Annotated in this window: 8 protein-coding genes and 3 pseudogenes; 7 read left to right on the top strand and 4 right to left on the bottom strand. The window is 66.4% G+C overall.

The features are described from left to right. Window positions 1-915: cbb3-type cytochrome c oxidase subunit I (locus ACW2Q0_RS29630; RefSeq protein ID WP_457194218.1), on the bottom strand; the 915-nt coding region annotated here is incomplete at its 3' end. A 282-nt stretch (window positions 916-1,197) separates the two neighbouring features. Between ACW2Q0_RS29630 and ACW2Q0_RS29625 the strand changes: the two genes are divergently transcribed. The 7 genes and pseudogenes from ACW2Q0_RS29625 to ACW2Q0_RS29595 all read left to right on the top strand — a co-directional run bounded on the left by ACW2Q0_RS29625 (window position 1,198) and on the right by ACW2Q0_RS29595 (window position 17,836). Further along, window positions 1,198-2,049, top strand: coding sequence for a VOC family protein (locus tag ACW2Q0_RS29625; protein WP_457194217.1), 852 nt, complete (start codon window positions 1,198-1,200; stop codon window positions 2,047-2,049). 135 nt (window positions 2,050-2,184) lie between these two features. Then, entirely contained in the window at window positions 2,185-3,300 is a 1,116-nt protein-coding gene (locus tag ACW2Q0_RS29620; protein WP_457194216.1) for an ABC transporter substrate-binding protein, read from the top strand. A 460-nt stretch (window positions 3,301-3,760) separates the two neighbouring features. Further along, a complete protein-coding gene (locus ACW2Q0_RS29615) occupies window positions 3,761-4,222 on the top strand; it encodes an AMP-binding protein (RefSeq protein WP_457194215.1) in 462 nt (153 codons plus the stop codon). A 241-nt stretch (window positions 4,223-4,463) separates the two neighbouring features. Further along, a pseudogene (locus tag ACW2Q0_RS29610) lies at window positions 4,464-5,771 on the top strand (condensation domain-containing protein); the annotation flags it as partial. Between the two features lie 168 nt (window positions 5,772-5,939). Continuing rightward, a pseudogene (locus ACW2Q0_RS29605) lies at window positions 5,940-15,203 on the top strand (amino acid adenylation domain-containing protein); the annotation flags it as partial. A 68-nt stretch (window positions 15,204-15,271) separates the two neighbouring features. After that, window positions 15,272-15,451: pseudogene (locus tag ACW2Q0_RS29600) on the top strand (phosphopantetheine-binding protein); the annotation flags it as partial. 189 nt (window positions 15,452-15,640) lie between these two features. Further along, a complete protein-coding gene (locus ACW2Q0_RS29595; protein WP_457194214.1) occupies window positions 15,641-17,836 on the top strand; it encodes a thioesterase domain-containing protein in 2,196 nt (731 codons plus the stop codon). A 69-nt stretch (window positions 17,837-17,905) separates the two neighbouring features. On the opposite strand, the gene ACW2Q0_RS29590 is transcribed toward ACW2Q0_RS29595, so the two are convergent. From ACW2Q0_RS29590 to ACW2Q0_RS29580, 3 genes are all read right to left on the bottom strand, one after another. Beyond that, a complete protein-coding gene (locus tag ACW2Q0_RS29590; protein ID WP_457194213.1) occupies window positions 17,906-18,193 on the bottom strand; it encodes a hypothetical protein in 288 nt (95 codons plus the stop codon). 284 nt (window positions 18,194-18,477) lie between these two features. Then, window positions 18,478-18,885 carry a DUF7144 family membrane protein gene (locus ACW2Q0_RS29585; RefSeq protein ID WP_457194212.1) on the bottom strand — a complete coding sequence of 136 codons (408 nt, stop codon included), beginning with the start codon at window positions 18,883-18,885 and terminating at the stop codon, window positions 18,478-18,480. An 86-nt stretch (window positions 18,886-18,971) separates the two neighbouring features. After that, window positions 18,972-21,092 carry an MMPL family transporter gene (locus ACW2Q0_RS29580; RefSeq protein WP_457194211.1) on the bottom strand — a complete coding sequence of 707 codons (2,121 nt, stop codon included), beginning with the start codon at window positions 21,090-21,092 and terminating at the stop codon, window positions 18,972-18,974. Window positions 21,093-21,514: the final 422 nt, after the last annotated feature.

Here is a 21,514-nt window from a genome sequence, read left to right as displayed (position 1 = left end):
CGCGATGCCCAGGGTCGCGTAAACCAGTGTGGTGTAACCGAAGATCGGCTTACGCGAGAAGACCGGGAAGATCTCCGAGACGATGCCGAAGAACGGCAGCGCGATGATGTACACCTCGGGATGTCCGAAGAACCAGAACAGATGCTGGTAGAGCAGGATGCCGCCGGTGGCCGGATCGTAGATGTGGCCACCGAGGTGGCGGTCGTAGGCCAGGCCGAACAGCGCGGCGGTCAGCAGCGGGAAGGCGAGCAGCACAAGGACGCTGGTGACGGCGATATTCCAGGTGAAGATCGGCATCCGGAACATGGTCATACCGGGGGCACGCAGGCAGACCACGGTAGTCAGCATGTTGACGCCACCGAGGATGGTGCCCAAACCGGAGACCGCGAGACCGAGGATCCACAGGTCGGTGCCGACGCCGGGCGAGTGCAGGATGTCGGTCAGCGGCACATATGCCGTCCAGCCGAAGTCCGCGGCACCGCCGGGGGTGATGAAGCCCGCGGTCGCCATGCTCGCGCCGAACAGGTACAGCCAGTAACTGAAGGCGTTCAGCCGTGGGAAGGCGACGTCGGGTGCGCCGATCTGCAGCGGCAGGACGATATTGGCGAAGCCGAACACGATCGCGGTCGCGTAGAACAGCAGCATGATCGTGCCGTGCATGGTGAACAGCTGGTTGAACTGTTCCGGGGACAGGAATTGCAAACCCGGCCGGGCCAGCTCGGCACGCATCAGCAGAGCCATCAGACCACCGATGAGGAAGAACGCCATCGAGGTGGTCAGGTACATGACACCGAGGACCTTGGGGTCGGTGGTGGTGACCATCTTGACGATGAACGAGCCCTTCGGCCCGGTCCGAGCTGGATACGGCCGAGTCGCTTCCAACTGAGGGACTGGCTTTGGCTCTACGGCAGTCACTGATCCTCCTGAAAGGTGCCTTTAGGTCGCTCCGCAGGCTCCGCTGCTCGCATCCGTCCCACTACCGGGGACAGACGAGGAGTTCGCTTGCGCTCCTGAGATCGTAAACGGTGCGGCCGCAGCCATCCGCACGGGTCCTACTCTGCGTCGTATTTCGTCATCGGGGCGGCGGTCCCCGCGTGCTCGGCGATCATGAGGTTCGCCACGGAGCGTGCGATTACTTTCGCAGGCAGCCGCCGTCTGTATAGGTGACAGTGTTCCGATCTCGGCAAGGAGACCACGATGAGTACAGCATCGCGCAACGATTCGATGACGGGTGGTGGCCGGGCGACGGGTGGTCCGACACCGAAGACCGGCGATCCGTGTTGGGTCGAGGTCTACACCTCCGATCCGGAAGGTGCCATCGCCTTCTACGGCCAGTTGTTCGGCTGGACCGCCGATCGCGCGGGCGAGGAGTTCGGCGGCTACATCACCTTCCGCAAAGACGGTAAGGCCGTGGCGGGCGGTATGGGCAAGACGGCGCACGGGGCCGATGGACCCGATCAATGGACGGTGTACCTCGCCTCGCCCGATGCGAAGGCCACCGCAGACGCGGCAGTCGCACAGGGCGGCGTGGTAGTCGTGGCCCCGATGGATGTGGGCGATCTCGGCGCGATGGCCGTGCTCGGCGATGTCGGCGGTGCGGGTGTCGGCATCTGGCAGACCGGCACCTTCGGCGGTTTCGAGGCCATCGGGATCGCCTCGGGCGGCAACTGGAGCGGCCACGTCGGCATCCCGTCCTGGTTCGAACTGCACACGCGCGAATACGCGCGCTCCCTCGACTTCTACCGCGATGTCTTCGGCTGGAGCGATACCTTCGCCATCGCCGACACCCCGGAGTTCCGCTACACGACCATCCACGCCAGCACCCCGATGCTCGGCGGTGTCATGGATGCCTCGGCCTTCCTGCCCGAGGGTGTGCCTGCCGGCTGGAAGGTGTACTTCGGCGCCGAGAACGTCGACGCGGCCGTGGCGAAGGTCGTCGAGTTGGGTGGGACCGTACTGACCCAGCCCGAGGACACCCCTTATGGCCGGATCGCGCAGGTCGCCGATCCGACCGGGGCACGTTTCAGCATCGGCGGCAACACTGGGTAGCCGATTCGTCTGCGGCGCGGAATCCGCTGTGCGACAGCGGAATTCCTCGCGGTCGCGGCCGTGCTCCGAAGGCGGCGGGCGCGCGGTGATGGCCTTCGCATCCCGGCAGCCACCGAACGCGGTACCCTCACCCGCATGCCGGTGAGCGCCCTTGTTCGGACCCGAAACCGCACCGATAGCGACCACAACACAGACTCCCGCCGATACGGCACCGCATGGAATCGCGCGGTCCGGCACGGGGGTTGCGCGGTCGCTCTGCTCTGCGCCGCATTGCTCGTCGCGGGCTGCGGTCAGAAGGACGACGCCAGCTCGATCGTTCGTACCACGACAAACATCGCGGGCGCGGGTGTGGTCGGCCTCGAGCGTGACACCTCGCGAGCCTGCCCGCTGCCGAGCGCACCCGATCCGGCGAACGGCAAGACCCGCACCGTCGCCCATGCCGCGGGCACCTCGGAGGTGCCCGCCGATCCACAGCGCGTCGTGGTGCTGTCCACGTCCGCATTGGATGCCGCCTGCGCGGTCGGCCTGTGGGAGCGGGTAGTCGGCGCGGTGACGATCGACGGACCCCGCTCGCAGCCCGTCTATCTCGGTTACGGCGTATTGAAGATTCCCGCCGTCGGTTCGGCGGCACAGCCCGATCTCGGGCAGATCGCCGCCTTGCATCCCGATCTGATCATCGGCGATATTCCAGGCGGTCCAGACGGTTTCGCCGCATTGCAGGCGATCGCGCCGACCGTCCTGGCCGATCCCGACAGTGGTTGGCGGGCCGAATTCGGCACGCTCGCAGCGGGTCTCGGCCGCTCGAATGCCGCGGCAACGGCATTGGAGAACTACCGCACCGAGGCCCGCGATACCGGTAATGCGTTGGCCGCCAGCCAGTCCCAGGCCTCCGTGGTCCGCTTCACCGCCGACCACGACCAGGTCCAGGGCAGCAATAGCTTCGCGGGACAGGTCCTCGCCGATGTCGGCGTGCAGCGGCCGACCGCCCAACGCGGCAGCTCCTTCGATGTGACCGAGCAGGACCTGATCAAGGCCGAGGGCGACATCATCTATGTCATCTTCGCGGGCGAATCCGGTGCGGAGCACGGTGAGAAGGTGCTGCGCAGCGACGCGTGGAAGGACCTCGGCGCCGCCGGCGACAAGCGCGTGTTCGCGGTCGAGGACACCGTCTGGCACGGTGCCGGGCTCACTGCCGCCCGCGCCCTGCTGGCCGATCTGCGCAGCAGTTTGAACGGGTACGTCACCGACTGACTGTGTTTGATTTGCCACGCCTGCGGCGCGGCGGGTTCGCGGCCCCCTGGGGTCTCGCGTCCGAGCCGTCGAGACTCGCGCCTGCGGCGCATGCGCTTCGACAGCTCGGACGCGAGACGGGCCGCGAACGTCGCTCGTAAGACTCGCTCCGTGGTGGTCGCTGATGGCGGGTTGTTCGGCACTTCATGCACGCGCGCTGGACGGGCGAGTCCAGTGCCTGCGGCGCATGCGCTTCGACGACTCGGACGCGAAACGGGCCGCTTGCAAGACAGAGAGGATTGGTGAGAGCCCCGCATCATTGCGAGTGGCCTTATCGATCCTGTCGTCCCCACACACCTTGGGTATCGATTCACTCACCCTTGGAGTGCGCTCACCAGCATGTGGGTAGCTGTCGCCAACCTCTCCCGGCAGCGAGATTGGAAGGGCACCGAGAACGAGACGGAACCTGTGAGGGGTCACAATGAGCGCACTGGTCGAATCGCCCGCCACCAACGTCATCCAGCTGCAGCCGCGCCCGCGCAACGCAGCCGAACTCGAGCAGTGTGTGGTCCCCGGCGACTCCGGGACGCTCGCCAACGTCGAGCTGGATCGTTGGGCGAACCGGCTGGCCCGGGTACTGATCGCCCGTGGCGCCGCCGTGAACGCGCGGATCGCGCTGGCGATCGACCCGCAGATCATTGAAGCAACGGTTGCCGAGTCCGCCGTCGTCAAGCTCGGCGCGACCCCGGCACCGGTGGCCGAGGATGCGGCCGCCGTCCCCGGTGCCTACCTCGGCGTCACCACCAAGGCCCGCCGTCCTGAGCTCAGCGATGACATCGACTGGCTGCTCCTGGACGACCGTTCGACGCTGCGGCGCTACCTGGTCAGCTCCGACGCCCCGATCACCGATGCCGATCGGCTGACCGAGCGGAAGTCCGCCTGACCTGCTCTTCGGCCTGCGCGCCCGAACCCACGGAGTTCGGGCGCGTTACGGCGCGTATACCGGGCCCCGGAGGCGGCAGCGTCGCGCAATCACACCGGCCCCCGGGACGCGGCCGATCGAACACAGTGTTGTCAATACGCCTTCGGTCGGCTCGGCGCCGGTCCAAAATGAATTTGCTACTACGCGACGGTCGGGACCAGCGGTGCGCAACCGCTCCAGACCTCAGAACGCAGGTGTGCTTATGCAAGAGCCATCGTTTTCGAACGGAAAAATAGGCACCGCACCGCCCGACAGCGCGTTCCCGCTGTCGGCAGCCCAGCGCGGCATCTGGTTTGCCCAGCACATCGCGGGCGATACGCCTATCTCGATCGCCCAGTACGTCGAACTGATCGGCGAACTGGATCTCGACGCACTCGCCGCGGCCGCCAAGCAGACCGGACGCGAATTCGGGACCGGATATGTCCGGCTGCTCGATGTCGAGGGTCAGCCGTACCAGTTCGTCGACACCACCATCGCCGACGAACTCACCCTCATCGACCTGCGCGATAAGCTCGATCCCGAGTCGGCGGCACATGCCTGGATGCGTGAGGAGTACTCCGCACCGCTCGATCTGATGCACGACCGGTTGGTCACGGTGGCCATGCTGCGGCTGGCCGAGGACCGCTGGTTCTGGTACTCGCGCATGCACCACATCGTGCTGGACGGTATGGGTGCGCTCGCCCTGGTGCAGCGCACCGGCGAGATCTACAACGCCGTCATCGAGGGCCGCGAGGCGCCGCCTGCCAAGGCCGAACCACTACAGCAGATCGTCGACGCCGATCTGGCCTACCGTGGCTCGGACCGATTCGACGCCGACCGCGAGTACTGGCGCGAGCATCTGGCCGGTATGGCCGACCCGGTCAATCTCGCGGGTCGTGAGGCCGACGTCGACGCGCCGCCGAGCCGGGTCTCGGGCGCACTGCCCGCCGCGACGGCCGAATTGCTCGATACCGTGGCGAAGGCGGCGGGCTCGAACGCCGCGCCGACCATCGTCGCCGCCTTCGGCGCTTATCTCGCCGCGATGACCGGTGCGCCCGAAGTCGTACTGAGCCTGCCGGTTTCGGGACGCACCACGGCGGCGCTGCGCCGCTCCGGCGGCATGGTCGCCAATGTGGTTCCGATGCGGCTGACGTTGTCGCCGACCACCACGGTCGGTGACCTGATTCGGGCGGCGCAGAATGAGCTGACCGGGGCCCTGCGCAGGCAGCGTTACCGGCAGGAGGACATCGTCCGTGATCTCGGCTGGTCGATGGACGAGGCGTCGTCGTTCGGTCCGGCCGTCAATTTGATGATGGTGGACACCAGGATTCAGCTCGGCGCGGTCACCGGACGACTGCACGTGCTGACGTCCGGGTTGATCGATGACGTGTTCTTCAACCTGTATCCGGGCGTCGGCGGCGAGAGCACCCATATCGATCTACAGGGCAACGGGAACCTGTACAGCACCGATGAATTGGCGGCACACCATGCCCGCTTCTTGATGTACCTGCACGAGTTGCTAACCGCCGGACCGGATGCGCCGCTGTGTACCGTCCCGGTCATCTCCCCGCAGGAGCGGGATCAGCTGGTGCCCGCGCGCGGACCCGAAGCAGTCGCACCGCGCACGCTCCCCGAAATCATCGCGGCCGGTGCCGCACTCGACCCGGATGCGGTGGCGCTGCGCGGCGGCGACACCAGCATGACCTACCGTCAGGTCGACAAGTACACCAACCGCCTGGCCCGCGTGCTGATCGCGGCGGGCGCCGGACCCGAACGCACTGTGGCGATTTCGATTCCGCGTTCGGCCGAATCCGTCCTCGCCACGCTCGCGGTGGCGAAATCCGGTGCGGCATTCGTCCCCATCGACCCGACCTATCCCGCCGACCGGATCGAACATATGGTCGGCGACAGCGGTGTCGTCGCGGGCCTGACGGTGCACCCGGCGCGAAAGTCCTTGCCGGACCGCGTGAATTGGCTGCTGCTCGACGATGAAGCCACGGCCGCAACCGTGGACGCGCAGGATTCGGCGGCGATCACCGATGCCGAACGCCGCGCGCCGGTACTCCTGGATCAAATCGCCTACATCATCTACACCTCCGGCTCGACAGGACTGCCCAAGGGTGTGCTGGTGTCGCATCGCGGCCTGGCGAATTTGGTCACCGGTTCCGGCGCCGGATTCGGTGTCAGCGCCGATTCGGTAGTGGCACACGCGGTTTCGCCGAGTTTCGATATCTCTGTCGAGGAGATCCTGGTCACCCTCGCGGCGGGTGCGACCCTCGCCGTCGTGCCGCCGTCGGCGTATGCGGGCGAGGAGATGGCCGAAGTTTTACGCGCGCACCGGGTCACCCATCTCAACGTCACCCCGACGGTGGTGGGATCCCTGGACCCGGCGACGCTGCCGGATTTGCACACGATCGTCGTCGGCGGTGACGCGTGTCCGCCGGAGCTGGCGACCACCTGGTCCGGGCGGACGCTGCTGAACGGCTACGGGCCCACCGAAACGACCGTCACCGTAACCCTGAGTGGACCCTTGCGCCCCGGCGGGCCGGTAACCATCGGCAGCATCGCACTCGGCGTCACCGGTGTCGTGCTCGACCAGTGGTTGCGGCCGGTGGCACGCGGCGCGGTCGGTGAGCTGTACCTGGCCGGCGCTGGTGTTGCGCGCGGCTATCACCAGCGCAATGGGCTGACCGCCAGCCGTTTCGTCGCCAACCCCTACGCGCCGGGTGAGCGGATGTACCGCACCGGTGATCTCGTGCGGTGGCGCGCGGATGACGAACTGGAGTACCAGGGCCGCAGCGACTTCCAGGTCAAAGTGCGCGGGTTCCGCATCGAACTCGGCGAGATCGATGCCGCGCTGCAACGGCAGCCCGATGTCGACTTCGCGCTCACCATCGGCGCCGAGACCCCCGCCGGAGCGACCGCGCTGGTGGCATACGTGCTCGGCAAGCCCGGCACCGAGATCCACCCCGAGGCGCTGAAAGCCGCTGTCGGTGAGAGGCTTCCGGCCTACATGGTTCCCTCGGTCATCATGGTGCTCGACAGCATCCCGCTGACACCGCTCGGCAAGGTGGACCGCAGGGCGCTGCCCGCACCGGATTTCAGTGTCCGAGCCGTGGTGAGCCGGGCGCCGTCGACGCCGCGTGAAGCCGCACTGGCCAACTTGTTCGCCGATGTCCTCGGACTCGAGACGGTCGGTGTCGACGACAGCTTCTTCGCACTCGGCGGTGACAGTATCGTCTCGATCCAGCTGGTATCGCGCGCGAAGGCCGCCGGGATCGGCTTCAGCGCACGAGATGTGTTCGAGCGCAAGACCGTTGCCGCGCTGGCCGCCATCGCGACCGACGTACGCGCGCAGACGGTCACCGAACTGCCCGGCGGCGGGGTCGGCGCTGTGGAACTCACGCCGATCGTGCACGCCATGGTGGAGCAGGGACCGACCTGGAACCGCTTCGGTCAGGCCGTCTTGATCGGTCTCCCGGAGGGTTTCGACCGCGATCAGCTCAGCGCCGCGGTCCAAGCGCTCATCGACCATCACGAGGTGCTCCGCTCCACCCTGCGGCACACCGAACATGGATGGGAATGGGTTGTCGCCGAGCGTGATTCGATAACAGCCGACGACCTGATCGAGGTGGTCGCGGCGGACGTGGACTCCGACGACAGCTACGAGCGCGAATTACAACAGGCGGCGGATAGGCTCGACCCCGAGGCGGGTGTCGTCACGCGCTTCGTGCTGATCGAGCGGCCGGGGGCCGACCCACGGTGCTGGCTGGTGCTGCATCATCTGGTGACCGACGGCGTCTCCTGGCGAATCCTGCTGCCGGACCTGGCGATCGCGGCGACGGGCGGCACACTCCTGCCGGTCGGCACCTCCTTCCGACGGTGGGCATACGGTCAAGCGCAACAGGCGGCCGAGCGGGTGGCCGAACTGCCACTGTGGCAACAGATGCTGGCCACCCCGGATCCGCTCATCGGCTCGGCGGCCCTGGATCCCGCGGTCGACGTCGTCGACACCATGGGCCAGTGCCGGACCACCGTCGAGCCGGGTATCGCCAACACCGTGCTGGCCACATTGCCCGACCAATTCCATTGCGGCGCAGATGATGTGCTGCTTACCGGCCTGGCCCTCGCGGTGGGCCGCTGGCGCGATCGCGATACCGCGCTGCTCACCCTGGAAGGCCACGGCCGCTCCGAAACGCTGCTGCCCGGCGCCGATATCGCCCGCACGGTCGGCTGGTTCACCAGCGTCTACCCGGTGGCGGTCGATGTGACCGGCATCGATCTCGACGACGCGTTCGCCGGTGGCGTCGCGGCGGGCACGGCGATCAAGACGGTCAAGGAACAGCTGCGCGCGGTGCCGGATAAGGGCATCGGCTACGGCATGCTGCGCTATCAGCATCCGGACTCCGCCGCCACCCTCGCGGACGCGCCGATCCCCCAAATCAGCTTCAACTATCTCGGCCGTGCGCTCACCGGCGGGCACGCGGGAGCGTGGCTGCCACAGCGTTTCGCGGCGACGCACAACCAGTCGGCACCGCTGGCCGCGGTCGTCGATATCAATGCCGTACTCACCGACGCTGGTCTGGAGGTCACCTGGGCCTACGCCTCGCGGCTGCTCGACGAGGCGGATGTCGGTCAACTCGCCGAGCTGTGGTCACAGGCGCTGCGGGCGCTGGCGGCGCACGCCGGCGCGCCGGGCGCGGGCGGGCGCACCCCATCCGACTTCGAACTGGTCCCGGTGCGGCAACAGCAGATCGAGAGCTGGGAACGCACCTACCCGAATCTCGTCGACGTGTGGCCGCTTTCGCCACTGCAGTACGGTCTGCTCTTCCACACGCTCTACGACACCGACACCTCCGACGACTACACGATCCAATCCATACTCACCCTGGCGGGCACCGTCGATTCCGCCCGCCTGCGCAATGCGGCACAGGCCTTGCTGGAACGGCACGAGAACCTGCGCGTGGCCTTCGCCGAAACCGACGACGGTCCGCGCCAGCTCGTCGTCGCCGATGCCGAAATCCGCTGGCACGATATCGATCTCACCGACATCGCCGACGTGGACGAACGCGGCCGCGAAGTCGACCGCCGCATCGCCCTCGATGCCCGCACCCGATTCGAACTCGACCGCCCACCGCTGATCCGCTTCACTCTCATCCGCACCGGGGCCGATATCTATCGGCTGGTCATGACCAACCACCATCTGGTACTGGACGGCTGGTCGACGCCGCTGCTGGTGCGCGAGCTGCTGACGCTCTACGTCACGAGGGGCGACACCTCCGCACTGCCGCCCGCGCATTCCTACCGGGAGTTCCTGAAGTGGCTCGATGAGCAGGACGGCGAGGCCTCGCTGGCGGCGTGGACACAATCGCTGGCCGGCGTGGATACGCCGACGCGTGCGGTCCCGACGCTGGCCGGGATCGAATCGACCGAGGCCGGAATGATCACTCACGACCTGCCTCGCGCCACGGTCGAGCGGCTGGAGACCACCGCACGCGAATCCGGCGCCACGGTGAATACGATGGTGCAGGCCGCATGGGCCATGCTGCTCGCCATGTCGACCGGGCGCACGGATGTGGTGTTCGGCGGCACCGTATCCGGTCGGCCACCGGAGCTGCCCGGTGTCGAAGAGATGGTCGGACTGTTCATCAATACGCTCCCGGTACGGGTCCAGCTCGATCCCGCGGAGAAGGTCGCCGACCTACTGACCCGCGTCCAGGCCGAGCAGGCGCGCCTGCTGGACCACCAGCATGTGGGGCTGGCCGCCATCCACCGTGCCGTCGGTCTCGCCGAACTCTTCGACACGCTCACCGTATTCGAGTCATATCCGATCGACCGGGAGGCGCTGTCGCAGGCGCTCGATATCGCGGGTATGCGGGTGCTCGATATCGAGGGCACCGACGCGACACCCTATCCGTTGGGCCTCATGGTCATTCCGGTGCACGGCGAAGGCGGGCACGACACGCTACGCATCAGCCTGAAATTCATGGCCGACCAGCTCGATCTCACGGCGGCACAACCACTGCTGGATCGCTTCATCCGGCTACTGAGCCAACTCGCCGACAACCCGCATGCCCTGGTCTCCCAATTGCGATACTGCGACGATGCCGAACTGGCTACTCTGGTGCCGGTGCGCGGCGCGGAATCGGTTCCGCCGCAGACACTTCCAGACATCCTGTCGGCGGGCGCGCGGATCGATCCCGATGCCATCGCGATCACCGCGGGCGATCTAGCCATGAGCTATGGCGAGCTCGACGCCTGGTCCAACCGCTTCGCCCGGGTACTGCTCGGCCGCGGTGTCGGTCGGGAGGTCTTCGTCATACTCGCACTCACTCGATCACTGGAATCCGTGGTGGCCGTCTGGGCGCTCGCCAAGTCGGGTGCGGCCTTCCTGCCGCTGGATCCGAGCTACCCGGTGGAGCGCATCGAGCACATGCTCACCGATTCGAAGGCGCCGATCGGAGTTACCGTCACGGCGACCGGTGAAACACTGCCCGGCAGCATCGACTGGCTGCTGCTCGACGACCTGAACACGATTCGACGGGTCATGCTCGTCTCCGACGCGCCCATCACCGACGAAGAGCGCGGCGGCCCCATCAATATCGACCAGACCGCCTACCTGATCTACACCTCGGGCTCCACCGGTAAGCCCAAGGCGGTCCTGGTCAGCCACCGTGGCCTCACGAATATGGCCACCGCACAACGAGAGGCCCTCGAACTCGATCCCTCGATCAGTTCGCTACAGGTCGCTTCGCCGAGTTTCGACGCATCGGTCATGGAGCTGCTGATGGCGCATTCGACGGGTGGCCGCCTGGTGGTCGCGCCACCGGATGTCTACGGCGGCGGCGATCTCGAACATTTGCTGCGCACCGAGCGGATCACCCATGCCGTGATCACGCCGTCAGCGCTCGCCACCATGGAACCGACCGATCTGGCCGACCTGCGGGTGCTCGGGGTCGGCGGCGAGGCCGCCGCACCCGAACTGATCGACCGGTGGGCGGTCGGGCGGCGGATGGTGAATCTGTACGGCCCCACCGAATTCAGCGTGTGTGCGACCAGCCCGGCCGAACTGCTGCCGGGGAAACCGATCACCATCGGCGGTCCGATCCGCGGCGCGTCGAGTCTGGTGCTCGATACCTGGCTGCGCCCGGTACCGGTGGGCATCGCGGGTGAGCTGTATCTGGCCGGTCCGGCGCTGGCACGAGGTTACTTCAATCGATTCGAGATGACCGCGGCACGCTTCATCGCGAATCCGTATGGCGCGGCCGGGGAAAGGATGTATCGAACCGGCGATATGGTCCGATGGGTCATCGGAGCCGAGGACGCGCTCGAACTGGAATACCTGGGCCGCAGCGACTTCCAGGTCAAGATCCGCGGGTTGCGCATCGAACTCGGCGAGATCGATGCCGTGCTCTCCCGTGACGAACAGGTCGAATACGCGGTGACCATCGGCCAACCGGGACCGGCTGGCGCGACCGTGCTGGTCTCCTATGTGCTGCCCGCCAGCGGCACCGAATTGGACGCTGAGCGGCTGCGGGACCAGGTGGCGGCCGAACTGCCCGGCTATATGGTCCCCAGCCATCTCGTCGTGCTCGACGAGATCCCGCTCACCCCGGTCGGCAAGCTGGATCGCAAAGCCCTTCCGGTGCCGGACTTCTCGGTCACCCAACGGCCGTATCTCGCCCCGCGCACACCCGTCGAACAGGCCGTTGCCGAGGTATTCGGCACTGTACTCGGCAGTGAACAGGTGGGCGTCGACCAGTCGTTCTTCGAACTCGGCGGGAACTCGCTCAGCGCCACCAAAGTTGTCGCACGGATCAATTCGACTCTCGGCTCGACCATCGCGCTGCGCGATCTGTTCGACGCGCCGACCGTCGCGCAACTGTCGGCGCGGGTGATCCCGGCCACCGATGGCAAACCGGGCCGTTTCGTCCTCGCACCACGGATCAGGCCGGACCGAATTCCCTTGTCCCCGGCCCAGCAACGCATGTGGGTGCTCAATCGGCTGGATCCGACCTCATCGGCGTACAACATCGCGGTCGCGCTGCGGCTCACCGGCCACCTGGATATCGACGCGATGCGCCGGGCGATGGCCGATGTGATCGGCAGGCACGAGAGTTTGCGCACGCTGTATCCCGTCGACGCCGAGGGACCACGTCAGGTGGTCGTCGGCGTGAAGATGGCCGCGCCGCCCATGCCAGTGCTCGACAGCGAAGACGGCGCGCCGCTGCGCGCTCGGATCAATGAGCTGGCCGGTACCGGATTCGATCTCGTTACCGAGCCGCCGGTGCGGGCCGGGCTGTTCCGGATCGTGGATCCGGTCGCTGCCGCATCGAATTATGCCGCCGGCGATGTGCCGGAGGCGGCGGAGCACTCCTGCGGCAGCGCACCGATCAGCTCGAGCCCGTCCGCCGGCGTCCCGCCGGTGTCATCGGGCCCCTCCTCGGGCCTGGCTTTGGTTTCCTCGAGCTACACCGCGACGGATGTCTCGGTCTTGGATTCCAGCGGTGACGTACCGGCCGATGTGCACGTCGTCGTGCTCGTCGTACACCACATCAGCGCCGATGGCGCATCGATGGCGCCGCTGGCGACCGATCTGGTCGCCGCTTACTCCGCGCGGGCCAGCGGGGCCGAGACCGCCAGGGGGCCGCTGACGGTGCAATACGCCGACTTCGCCCTCTGGCATCGGGAACTGCTCGGCAGCGAGACGGATCCGCAATCGCTGGCGACACGACAGATCCGGTATTGGACCGACACCCTCGCCGGTGCCCCGGAGCTGCTGGAGCTGCCCGCGGACCGCCCGCGCCCCGCCGTGCAATCGATGCGCAGTGCCGATCTCGGTTTCACCCTCGACGCGCCATTGCACCGTGCCATTATCGAATTCGCGGCCGCGAACAACGTCAGCGTATTCATGGTCGTACACGCCGCGCTCGCGGTACTGCTCGCGCGGCTCGGCGGTACCGATGACGTGGTGATCGGAACGCCGGTCGCCGGTCGCGGTGCAGAGGCACTCGACGAACTCGTCGGCATGTTCGTCAATACGCTCGCGCTGCGCACCCCGGTCGATCCGGGGACTGGGTTCCGCCAGTTCCTCGCCACCGTGCGGGCCGCGGATCTGGATGCGTTCGGCAATACCGATGTGCCCTTCGAGCGACTGGTCCAGGTACTCAACCCCACCCGATCGACCGCACACCACCCGATATTCCAGGTCTCGTTGTCACTGCAGAACTTCGTCGAACCGGTCCTGGAACTTCCCGGATTGCGATTCGAGGTAGAGGATTTCGACCGAGCAGCTTCACAGTTCGACCTGACGCTCGATTTGCGCGAGCGCTTCGGCGTCGATGGCCCGGACGGTGTCGAGGGTGTAGTGACCTATGCGACAGATCTTTTCGATGCGAGCACGATCGCGACCTTCGCCGCGCGGTGGCGTCGTGTACTCGCCGCGGTCGTCTCGGATATCGATGTGCGTCTCGCCGATATCGATATCCTCGGCGAATCCGAACGCACACAGCTTGTTCCGGTGCGTGGTCCGCAGTCCGCGGGGACGACGACACTGGCCGAGGCCCTCACCGCATCCGCCACGTCGTACCCGGACCACCCCGCAGTAGTCGCCGACGGTCGAACGACGACCTACCGAGAGCTCGACGTGCGGTCGAATCAGCTGTCCCGGCTCCTCCTCGAAGCGGACATCGGACCGGAAACCGTAGTGGCGCTCGGGCTCCCGCGCTCTGCCGAACTGCTGACCGGCATGTGGGCCGCCGCGAAGGTCGGCGCGGCCTTCCTGCCGGTCGATCCGAAACATCCCGTGGACCGCATCGATCACATGCTTACCGATTCCGGTGCGCGGATCGGGATCACCCTCTGCGCCTATCGGCCGCTGCTGCCCGACAGCACCGAATGGCTCGTCCTCGACGACATCGCATTCAGCGCACGCCGGCAGGCGGCGAGTGCTGCTGCCCTGCCGCCGAATTCGATCCATCCCGACAATCCGGCCTGGATGATCTACACCTCGGGGTCGACCGGTACACCGAAGGGCGTCTCCGTCTCACATCGTGGCCTCGCCGATCTCATTGCCGCACAACGAGAATCGCTCGGCGTCGACGCGAACTCCCGGATATTGCAGGTGGCCTCACCGAGTTTCGACGCATCGGTGTTCGAGGCGTTGATGGCATTCGGGTCCGGTGGCGCGTCGGTTGTCGCACCGCCGGAGGTCTTCGGCGGCAGCGCACTCGCCGAACTGATCGCCGCCGAACAGGTCACGCATATGGTGATCACGCCATCGGCCTTGGCCACGATCGATCCCGCCGAGGTTTCGAGTGTGCGGGTGCTCGCGGTGGCGGGCGAGGCGGTCGGTGCCGAACTCGTCGAGCGCTGGTGCACCGACCGGACCATGGTGAACCTGTACGGTCCGACCGAATTCACCATCTGGGCGACGGGTTCGGCACCACTGGTCGCGGATACGCCGGTCACCATCGGTGCGCCCATTCGCGGGGCCGCCGTATTGGTCCTCGACGATCGGCTGCGCCCGGTGCCCATCGGTGTCGCGGGCGAGCTATACCTCACCGGGCCCGCATTGGCCCGCTGCTATCACGCTCGGCCGAGCCTGACCGCGTCGCGGTTCATCGCCAATCCCTTCGGCGAGCCCGGCGAACTCATGTACCGCACCGGCGACCTGGTGCGCTGGACCCGTACCACGGGCCAGGCTCTGATGCTGGAGTACATCGGCCGCACCGACTTCCAGGTCAAGGTGCGCGGCCAGCGCATCGAACTGGGTGAGATCGACGCGGTGCTCGGCCGCGCGGCAGGCGTCGATTTCGCCGTGACGCTCGGCGTCCCCGGCCCCACCGGATCGACCGCGCTGGCGGCCTATCTCGTGCGCAAGCCCGGTGTCGAACTCGATATCGCGCAGGTACGCGCGGTCGCCGCCGACGCCCTGCCCGCGTATATGGTGCCCGCCGCCTTCGTCATCCTGGATGCCATCCCGCTCAACGCCGTCGGTAAACTCGACCGAAAAGCCCTGCCGGAACCCGAATTCGTCGTCGAGGAGACCGAATACCGCGCCCCCTCGACCGCGACCGAGCAGTCCTGGCACATATCTACGCCGAACTCCTCGACCGCGACAAGGTCGGCGTCGATGATTCGTTCTTCGCGCTCGGTGGCGACAGCATCCTCGCGATCCAGCTGGTATCCCGTGCGAAGCTGCGCGGCATCCAGTGCACGCCACTGCAGCTTTTCGAACATCGCACCGTGGCCGCGCTGGCTGCCGCCGTCGACGCCGCCCACGGGGTCGTCCCGCTCGATGAACTGCCCGGCGGTGGTATCGGTGAACTGCCGCTGCCCCCGAATATCCGCGCGATGGTCGAGCGCGGCGCTAACTTCGATCGCCGCGCGCGGGCCGCGGTGTTGGAACTTCCGGTCGGTATCGAACGCCGCCAACTGGTCGCCACCGTTGCCGCCGTGGTCGACCGGCAAGACATGCTGCGCTCGCGGCTGTGGCAGACCGAGGACGGGTGGCAGCTACGGGTCGACGAGCCCGGATCGGTCGATGTCGACGCGCTGGTCCACCGCATCGAATTCGATGCCGCCGCCGACTCGCTCGATCTGCGCGAATACGCGGTAGCCGAATTGGATGCCGCGGCGGACCGGCTTCGTCCATCGAATGGCATTGTGCTGCAATGTGTCTGGTTCGACCCGGTCGGCAACGCGGGAGCCAGGACGAGATCTGGCCGATTGCTGGTGTTGGTGCACGCGATCGCCATCGACACCCCGTCGTTGCGAATTCTGGTGCAGGACTTGATCTCCGCATGGGCGCAGGTGTCGGTCGGGAATACGCCGGTACTGGCCGAGACCGGCACGTCTATGCGCCGGTGGTCGTACGCCCTCGTCGATGACGCGCATACCGACCGCCGTATCGCCGAACTCGACTATTGGCGCCGCGTGCTCACCGGTCCCGATCCGCTGGTCGGCTCCCGCGAACTCGATCCGGCGATCGATCAGGCGCACACATTGCGCACGGTCGAACTCGAGGCCTCCGAGCAAGTAACCGACGCGCTGCTCACTACCCTGCCTCGGCTACTGCGCAGCACCGGCACCGATACCTTGCTCGCCACGCTGGCGCTGGCGCTGAATCGCTGGCGAGCACGCCACGATGTCGACGAACCGACGGCCGTGCTGCGCCTGACGGCCGATGGTCGAGCGGGGCAGGCGATCGCGGGCGCTGACCTGAGTCGGACTCTGGGCTGGATCACCCCGACCTATCCGGTGCGGCTGGATCTGACCGAGATCGATATCGATGACGCCTGCGCAGGCGGCGTCGCCATGGGTGCGGCCATGCGCGCGGTCAAACATCAGCTGCTCGCCGTGCCGGACCAGGGCATCGGATTCGGTGCCCTGCACTACCTCAATGACGCTGTGGCACAACAACTTCCGACCAAGCTACCGGGCCGAATCGGCTTCGAATATTGGGGTCGGCGCGCGGCCGGCGATATTCCGGCCGGACTCGAAGGGCTCGGCTGGTCGCCCACCGACGAATTCGGTGAGCTACACGCCGACGAGCACCCCGATGTCCCGGTCACAGCCGCGATCGATGTGACAGCGGTCGTCATCGACGATCGGTTGCACGCGAATCTCCACTTCCCCGAAACACTCCTGGACCGCGCCGAGGTCGCCGAACTCGCGGCCCTGTGGTCCGATGTGCTCACCGCGGCAGCCCATTTCGCGCAGACCCCAGCAGGGCAGCAGGCCGCCGCGGACGAAACTGCCGCTTTGGCGGCGCAGGCAGCCGCACGCGAAACCGCCACCGCGCCAGCCGGACTCGGCCTCGACGTGCTGCTGCCGATCCGGCTCGGCGGCACCGATCCGGCCTTGTTCTGCATCCACTCCTCCTCCGGAATGTCGTGGAGCTACCTGGGATTCGCGGAGCGGCTGCGGCCGGGCCGCCCGATCTACGGCCTGCAAGCACCGGATCTCGGTGGCGAACCGTCGACGCACTCCATCGAGGAGTCCGCCGACCGCTACATTCGCGAAATCCGCGCCGTCCAACCGAGCGGGCCGTACCACCTGCTCGGCTGGTCCTTCGGCGGTCTCATCGCCCATGCGATGGCGGCGAAACTGCAGGCGGCGGGCGAAACCGTCGGCGTCGTCGCGCTATTGGACTCCGACCACGCCGATATCGACGGCGACACCATCGAACGGCTCTCGGCGGGCGCGTTCGTCAATACCTTCGGCTCGATCTTCGGCATCGACGACGTCCCCGCCGAGGCGACCGCCCGGGAAGCGGCCGACCTCATCAAGGCCCGGCTGGGAATGGAGGTCATCGATGCCGAGATCATCGAGCGAATGGCCAATTCCTACAACGCGTCCGCGCGCACCCGTACCGGATACCGCCGTCCGGTCTACGACGGCGACCTGCTCTATTTCAGCGCCACCGTCGATACCTCCGATATGGTCGGCCCCGACGGTTGGCGTCCCTACGCCACCGGCCGCGTCATCAACCACGATATCGACGTCACCCACAATGAACTGACCTCGCCACAAGCGCTCGCGATCATCGCACGCGTTCTCGACGACCAATTGACCGCCACCATCACCGAGTGAACTCCATATGCGAAGCAACCGGATTGTCAGCGATCGCCGAGAATTCGGATCAGTGCCACGTATTGTTTGCTACGACCGCCTGGCGTCATTCGACGCCCACCGTGATCTGAAGAACTGAAATACCAGGATCACGGGCAGGATAAATGCCTTGAAGACCAGGAAATAGGTGCCCCCTTCGAAGACAAAGGCCAGGTAGAAGCCGTATCCGAAGAACAGTACGCCGACGATGGCGTCGAATGCGCGCATACCCGCGCTCTGCGTCTTGAAGTAACTCATGGCGATCAACGCGATTCCGCTGACCAGCAGTAGAATCACATACCACGAGAACAACGGGTCGGCACTGAAATCCAGGTTCATGGATATCCCCAATCATGTACGGAAACAACAGAGTTGGGCGATACCCCCGATGAGAACCCCCCGGACTGCGATGAAGAATGCCATAGCCGACGAATCCACGCAAACGACAGGCGCGGCACCACTCACAGTGCACGCACAGCTGAGAAGTCACAGAACACCCGGTCCGACAGCGACAGCGGGACGCCACCTGGCCACAGTGGACCGGGCGGACCACCCCCGCGAATGAAGTGCGCCGAGGACCAGGCCCCCGACCCGTACCCAACGGATCGGGGGCATAGCGAAATCTATTGCGCTACTTTGGATCCGAGCTGGCGCGCCAGCGCCCAGATGATCAACACATCGATGGCGATGATCACCAGCGACCAGAACGGATACATCGGCGCGAACAGGAAGTTGTCCATCAGGCTGATCGAGGCCATCACGATACCCGCCCAATAACCCCAGGTCCGTCCGGTCACGATGCCGATGCCCGCGGTAATGATCAGCACCGCGATCACCAGGTGGACCCATCCCCACACCGAGACGTTCACCTGGAAGACCTGATCTTCGGTCAATACGAAGAAGTCGCGCTTCGCGATCGCGGCGATGGCGGCGAGCAGATGCAGTATGCCGTTGATCAGAATCAATACGCCCGCGAAGATCGTCATGTCATTGAGCGCGGGTCCGGTCCTGGTCGGGCCGAGACTGGTCATAACACACACTCCTTCCGAAACGCGTGGTAATCGACGGCCACAACGTAACCCTCGACGCGCCCGAAATGCCGCAGCGCGGCGGCGGGTCACTGACTGAGACTGATCTCCGGTTCACGATCGGCCACGGGCCGCGGCCGGGCCAGCGCGCTCGGCCACCAGATCCGGTCGCCGATATCCAGCGTCAAAGCGGTGACCAGGATCGAACGCACGATCACGGTGTCGAGCAGCACGCCGACGGCGATGACAATTCCCATTTCGGCGAAGGTCACCACCGGCATGGTCGCGAATACCGCGAATGTGCCCGCGAGGACGAGTCCGGCCGAAGTGATCACCCCGCCCGTCGCGGCCAAACCGATGAGCGAGCCCGCCTTGGTGCGATGCTTGATCGTTTCCTCGCGCACCCGCGACATCAGGAAGATGTTGTAGTCGATACCCAGTGCCACCAGGAAGACGAAGGTCAGCAGTGGCAGTCCGGCGTCGGCACCCTTGAAACCGGCCAGATCGAAGATCCAACGACTCAGCCCGAGCGCGGCGAAATAGGACAGCACCACCGTCGCCGTGAGCAGAAGCGGCGCGACCACCGCGCGCAGCAGCACCGTCAGGATCACCATCACAATGGCGAGCACCACCGGCACGATGACCCGATTGTCGTGTGCCACAGCGCGTTTGATGTCCAGCACAACAGCCGTCTGCCCACCGACCCGGGCCGATGGATCCACCTCGTGCACTGCCGCGCGGACCCGATCGATGGTGACCTCGGCCGCCCGACTGTCCGGCGGATCGGTGAGCGTGCCCTCCATATAGGCCAGATCATCTTTGACGATCGGTCGCGACGGCGCCGTGATTCCGGGCGTCGATCCCAGGGCGGTGGCGACCGCGTCGACGCGTGCGGATGCGGCGACGATCATTACCGGCTGACCGGTGCCCGCCTCGAAATGCCTTTGCAGCACCTCGGTTCCGGTGACCGCGGCCGATGAGCCGACGAACGCGTCCTTATTCGCGATGCCCTCGGCTTGCAGCCCGCCGGCACCGAGCGCGAGTGCGCCCAGTGCCAGTGCGGTGCCGATCCAGACCGTGCGCGGCCGCCGGGCAATGGCGAAGCCGACGCGCGCCCAGATGCCGGATTCGGTCTCGTTGACGGTGCCGAAGTTCGGATGCCGCGGCCAGAAGATCCACCGTCCGACGATCACGAGCAGCGCGGGTAGCAGCGTCAACATTGCCGCCAGCGCCACCGTGATGCCGATGGCGCACACCGGCCCGGTGCCCTTGGTGGAATTCATCTCCGCCACCAGCAGCGCCAACATCGAGACGATCACGGTGGAACCGCTGGCCAGTACCGCCGGTCCGGCGCGATGCAACGCGACCGCCATCGCCTCGTGTTTATCGGGATGGCGACGCAGTTCCTCGCGATAGCGCGCAACCAGCAGCAGCGCATAGTCGGTGCCGGCACCGAAGACCAGGACGGTAAGGACGGCCTGGCTCTGCGCGTTGACAGTCAGGCCCATCCTGGTCACGCCGAAAACCGCGGCCTGCGATATCACCAGCGCGAAAGCAACGGCGACCAACGGCAGCGCCCACAGCATCGGGCCGTAGGTGATCAGCAGAATGACGATGACGACCGCGGCGGCCGAGTAGAGCAGCAGACCGTCGATGGTCTTGAACACCGCACCGAGTTCGGCCGCGTACCCGGCTGGTCCGGTGGCATAGAAGGACAATCCGTCGGGTCGGTCCCCGGCCGCGTCATCGATAGCGTCGACCACATTCGTCAGGCGGTTCCAGCCCTCGGATCCCATCGAGATCGGCACCAGAATTTCGAGGGCCTGACCATCGCCGGACTGAATCGGGCCGAACACCTTGTCGGACACCACATGTTCGACCTGCCGGAACCGACTGGCATCGGCCCCGACCGCGAGCCGATCGGCCTCGGTGATCCCGTCGCGGCGCTCGTACACCAGCACCACCGGAACCTGGTCGCTATTGCCGAATTTCTCGGCCAGCTTGAAGGCCTGCGTGGATTCGGCACTGTCCGGCAGCCAGGTGAGGTTGTCGTTCTTCTGTGCGCCGGTGAGCTTTCCGGCGAAGGCGCCGAGTGCCAACAGCGCGATGATCCAGACGCCGAGCACCGCCCATTTGCTGCGACGGCCACTCGGCACCCGCGAGAGCCGGCCGAGCAGGTCGGACATATCCGGATCGGTTGGTGCCGACATCGGGATCCCCTCGGTCGCCGCCACACACTCGGACCGATGCTACTGCGGGCTCCGGTATCCGCGAGTGAAAATGTGACACTGCGCCCACTTCGGTGCAGCCGACCGGGCCCGGCGCACCATCGGTTGCCGCCGAGCGATTGCAGCTATCTCGGTGCCGACACCTGAACCACGCACCGGGCCCGCGACCGGCCGGCTCGCAAACTGCGGGCGACCGCGATGGCAGCGGCGGCATCGATGCACGGATTTCGCGGCGCGTGCCGCACAATGGGTGCCGCACGCGGTGGTCACCGGCGCACCTGCGCCATCACGAAATACACCGCTGTGACACAAGGTGTTGTGCTGCATGGAGTTGTCGCCCCCAAGGAGTAGTGTTCTGGGTGAAGCAATTCCGCCACGGCAGCGTGCTCGGGAAGGGTGTGGAG

The organism is Nocardia citri (assembly GCF_054065835.1).
This window is presented reverse-complemented; position numbering and strand designations above follow the sequence as displayed.

Bases quoted from the DNA above. Each gene is read 5' to 3' on its own strand.
- ACW2Q0_RS29580 (WP_457194211.1), bottom strand. From the start codon at position 21,092: ATGTCGGCACCAACCGATCCGGATATGTCCGACCTGCTCGGCCGGCTC.
- ACW2Q0_RS29585 (WP_457194212.1), bottom strand. From the start codon at position 18,885: ATGACCAGTCTCGGCCCGACCAGGACCGGACCCGCGCTCAATGACATG.
- ACW2Q0_RS29590 (WP_457194213.1), bottom strand. From the start codon at position 18,193: ATGAACCTGGATTTCAGTGCCGACCCGTTGTTCTCGTGGTATGTGATT.
- ACW2Q0_RS29625 (WP_457194217.1), top strand. From the start codon at position 1,198: ATGAGTACAGCATCGCGCAACGATTCGATGACGGGTGGTGGCCGGGCG.
- ACW2Q0_RS29620 (WP_457194216.1), top strand. From the start codon at position 2,185: ATGCCGGTGAGCGCCCTTGTTCGGACCCGAAACCGCACCGATAGCGAC.
- ACW2Q0_RS29615 (WP_457194215.1), top strand. From the start codon at position 3,761: ATGAGCGCACTGGTCGAATCGCCCGCCACCAACGTCATCCAGCTGCAG.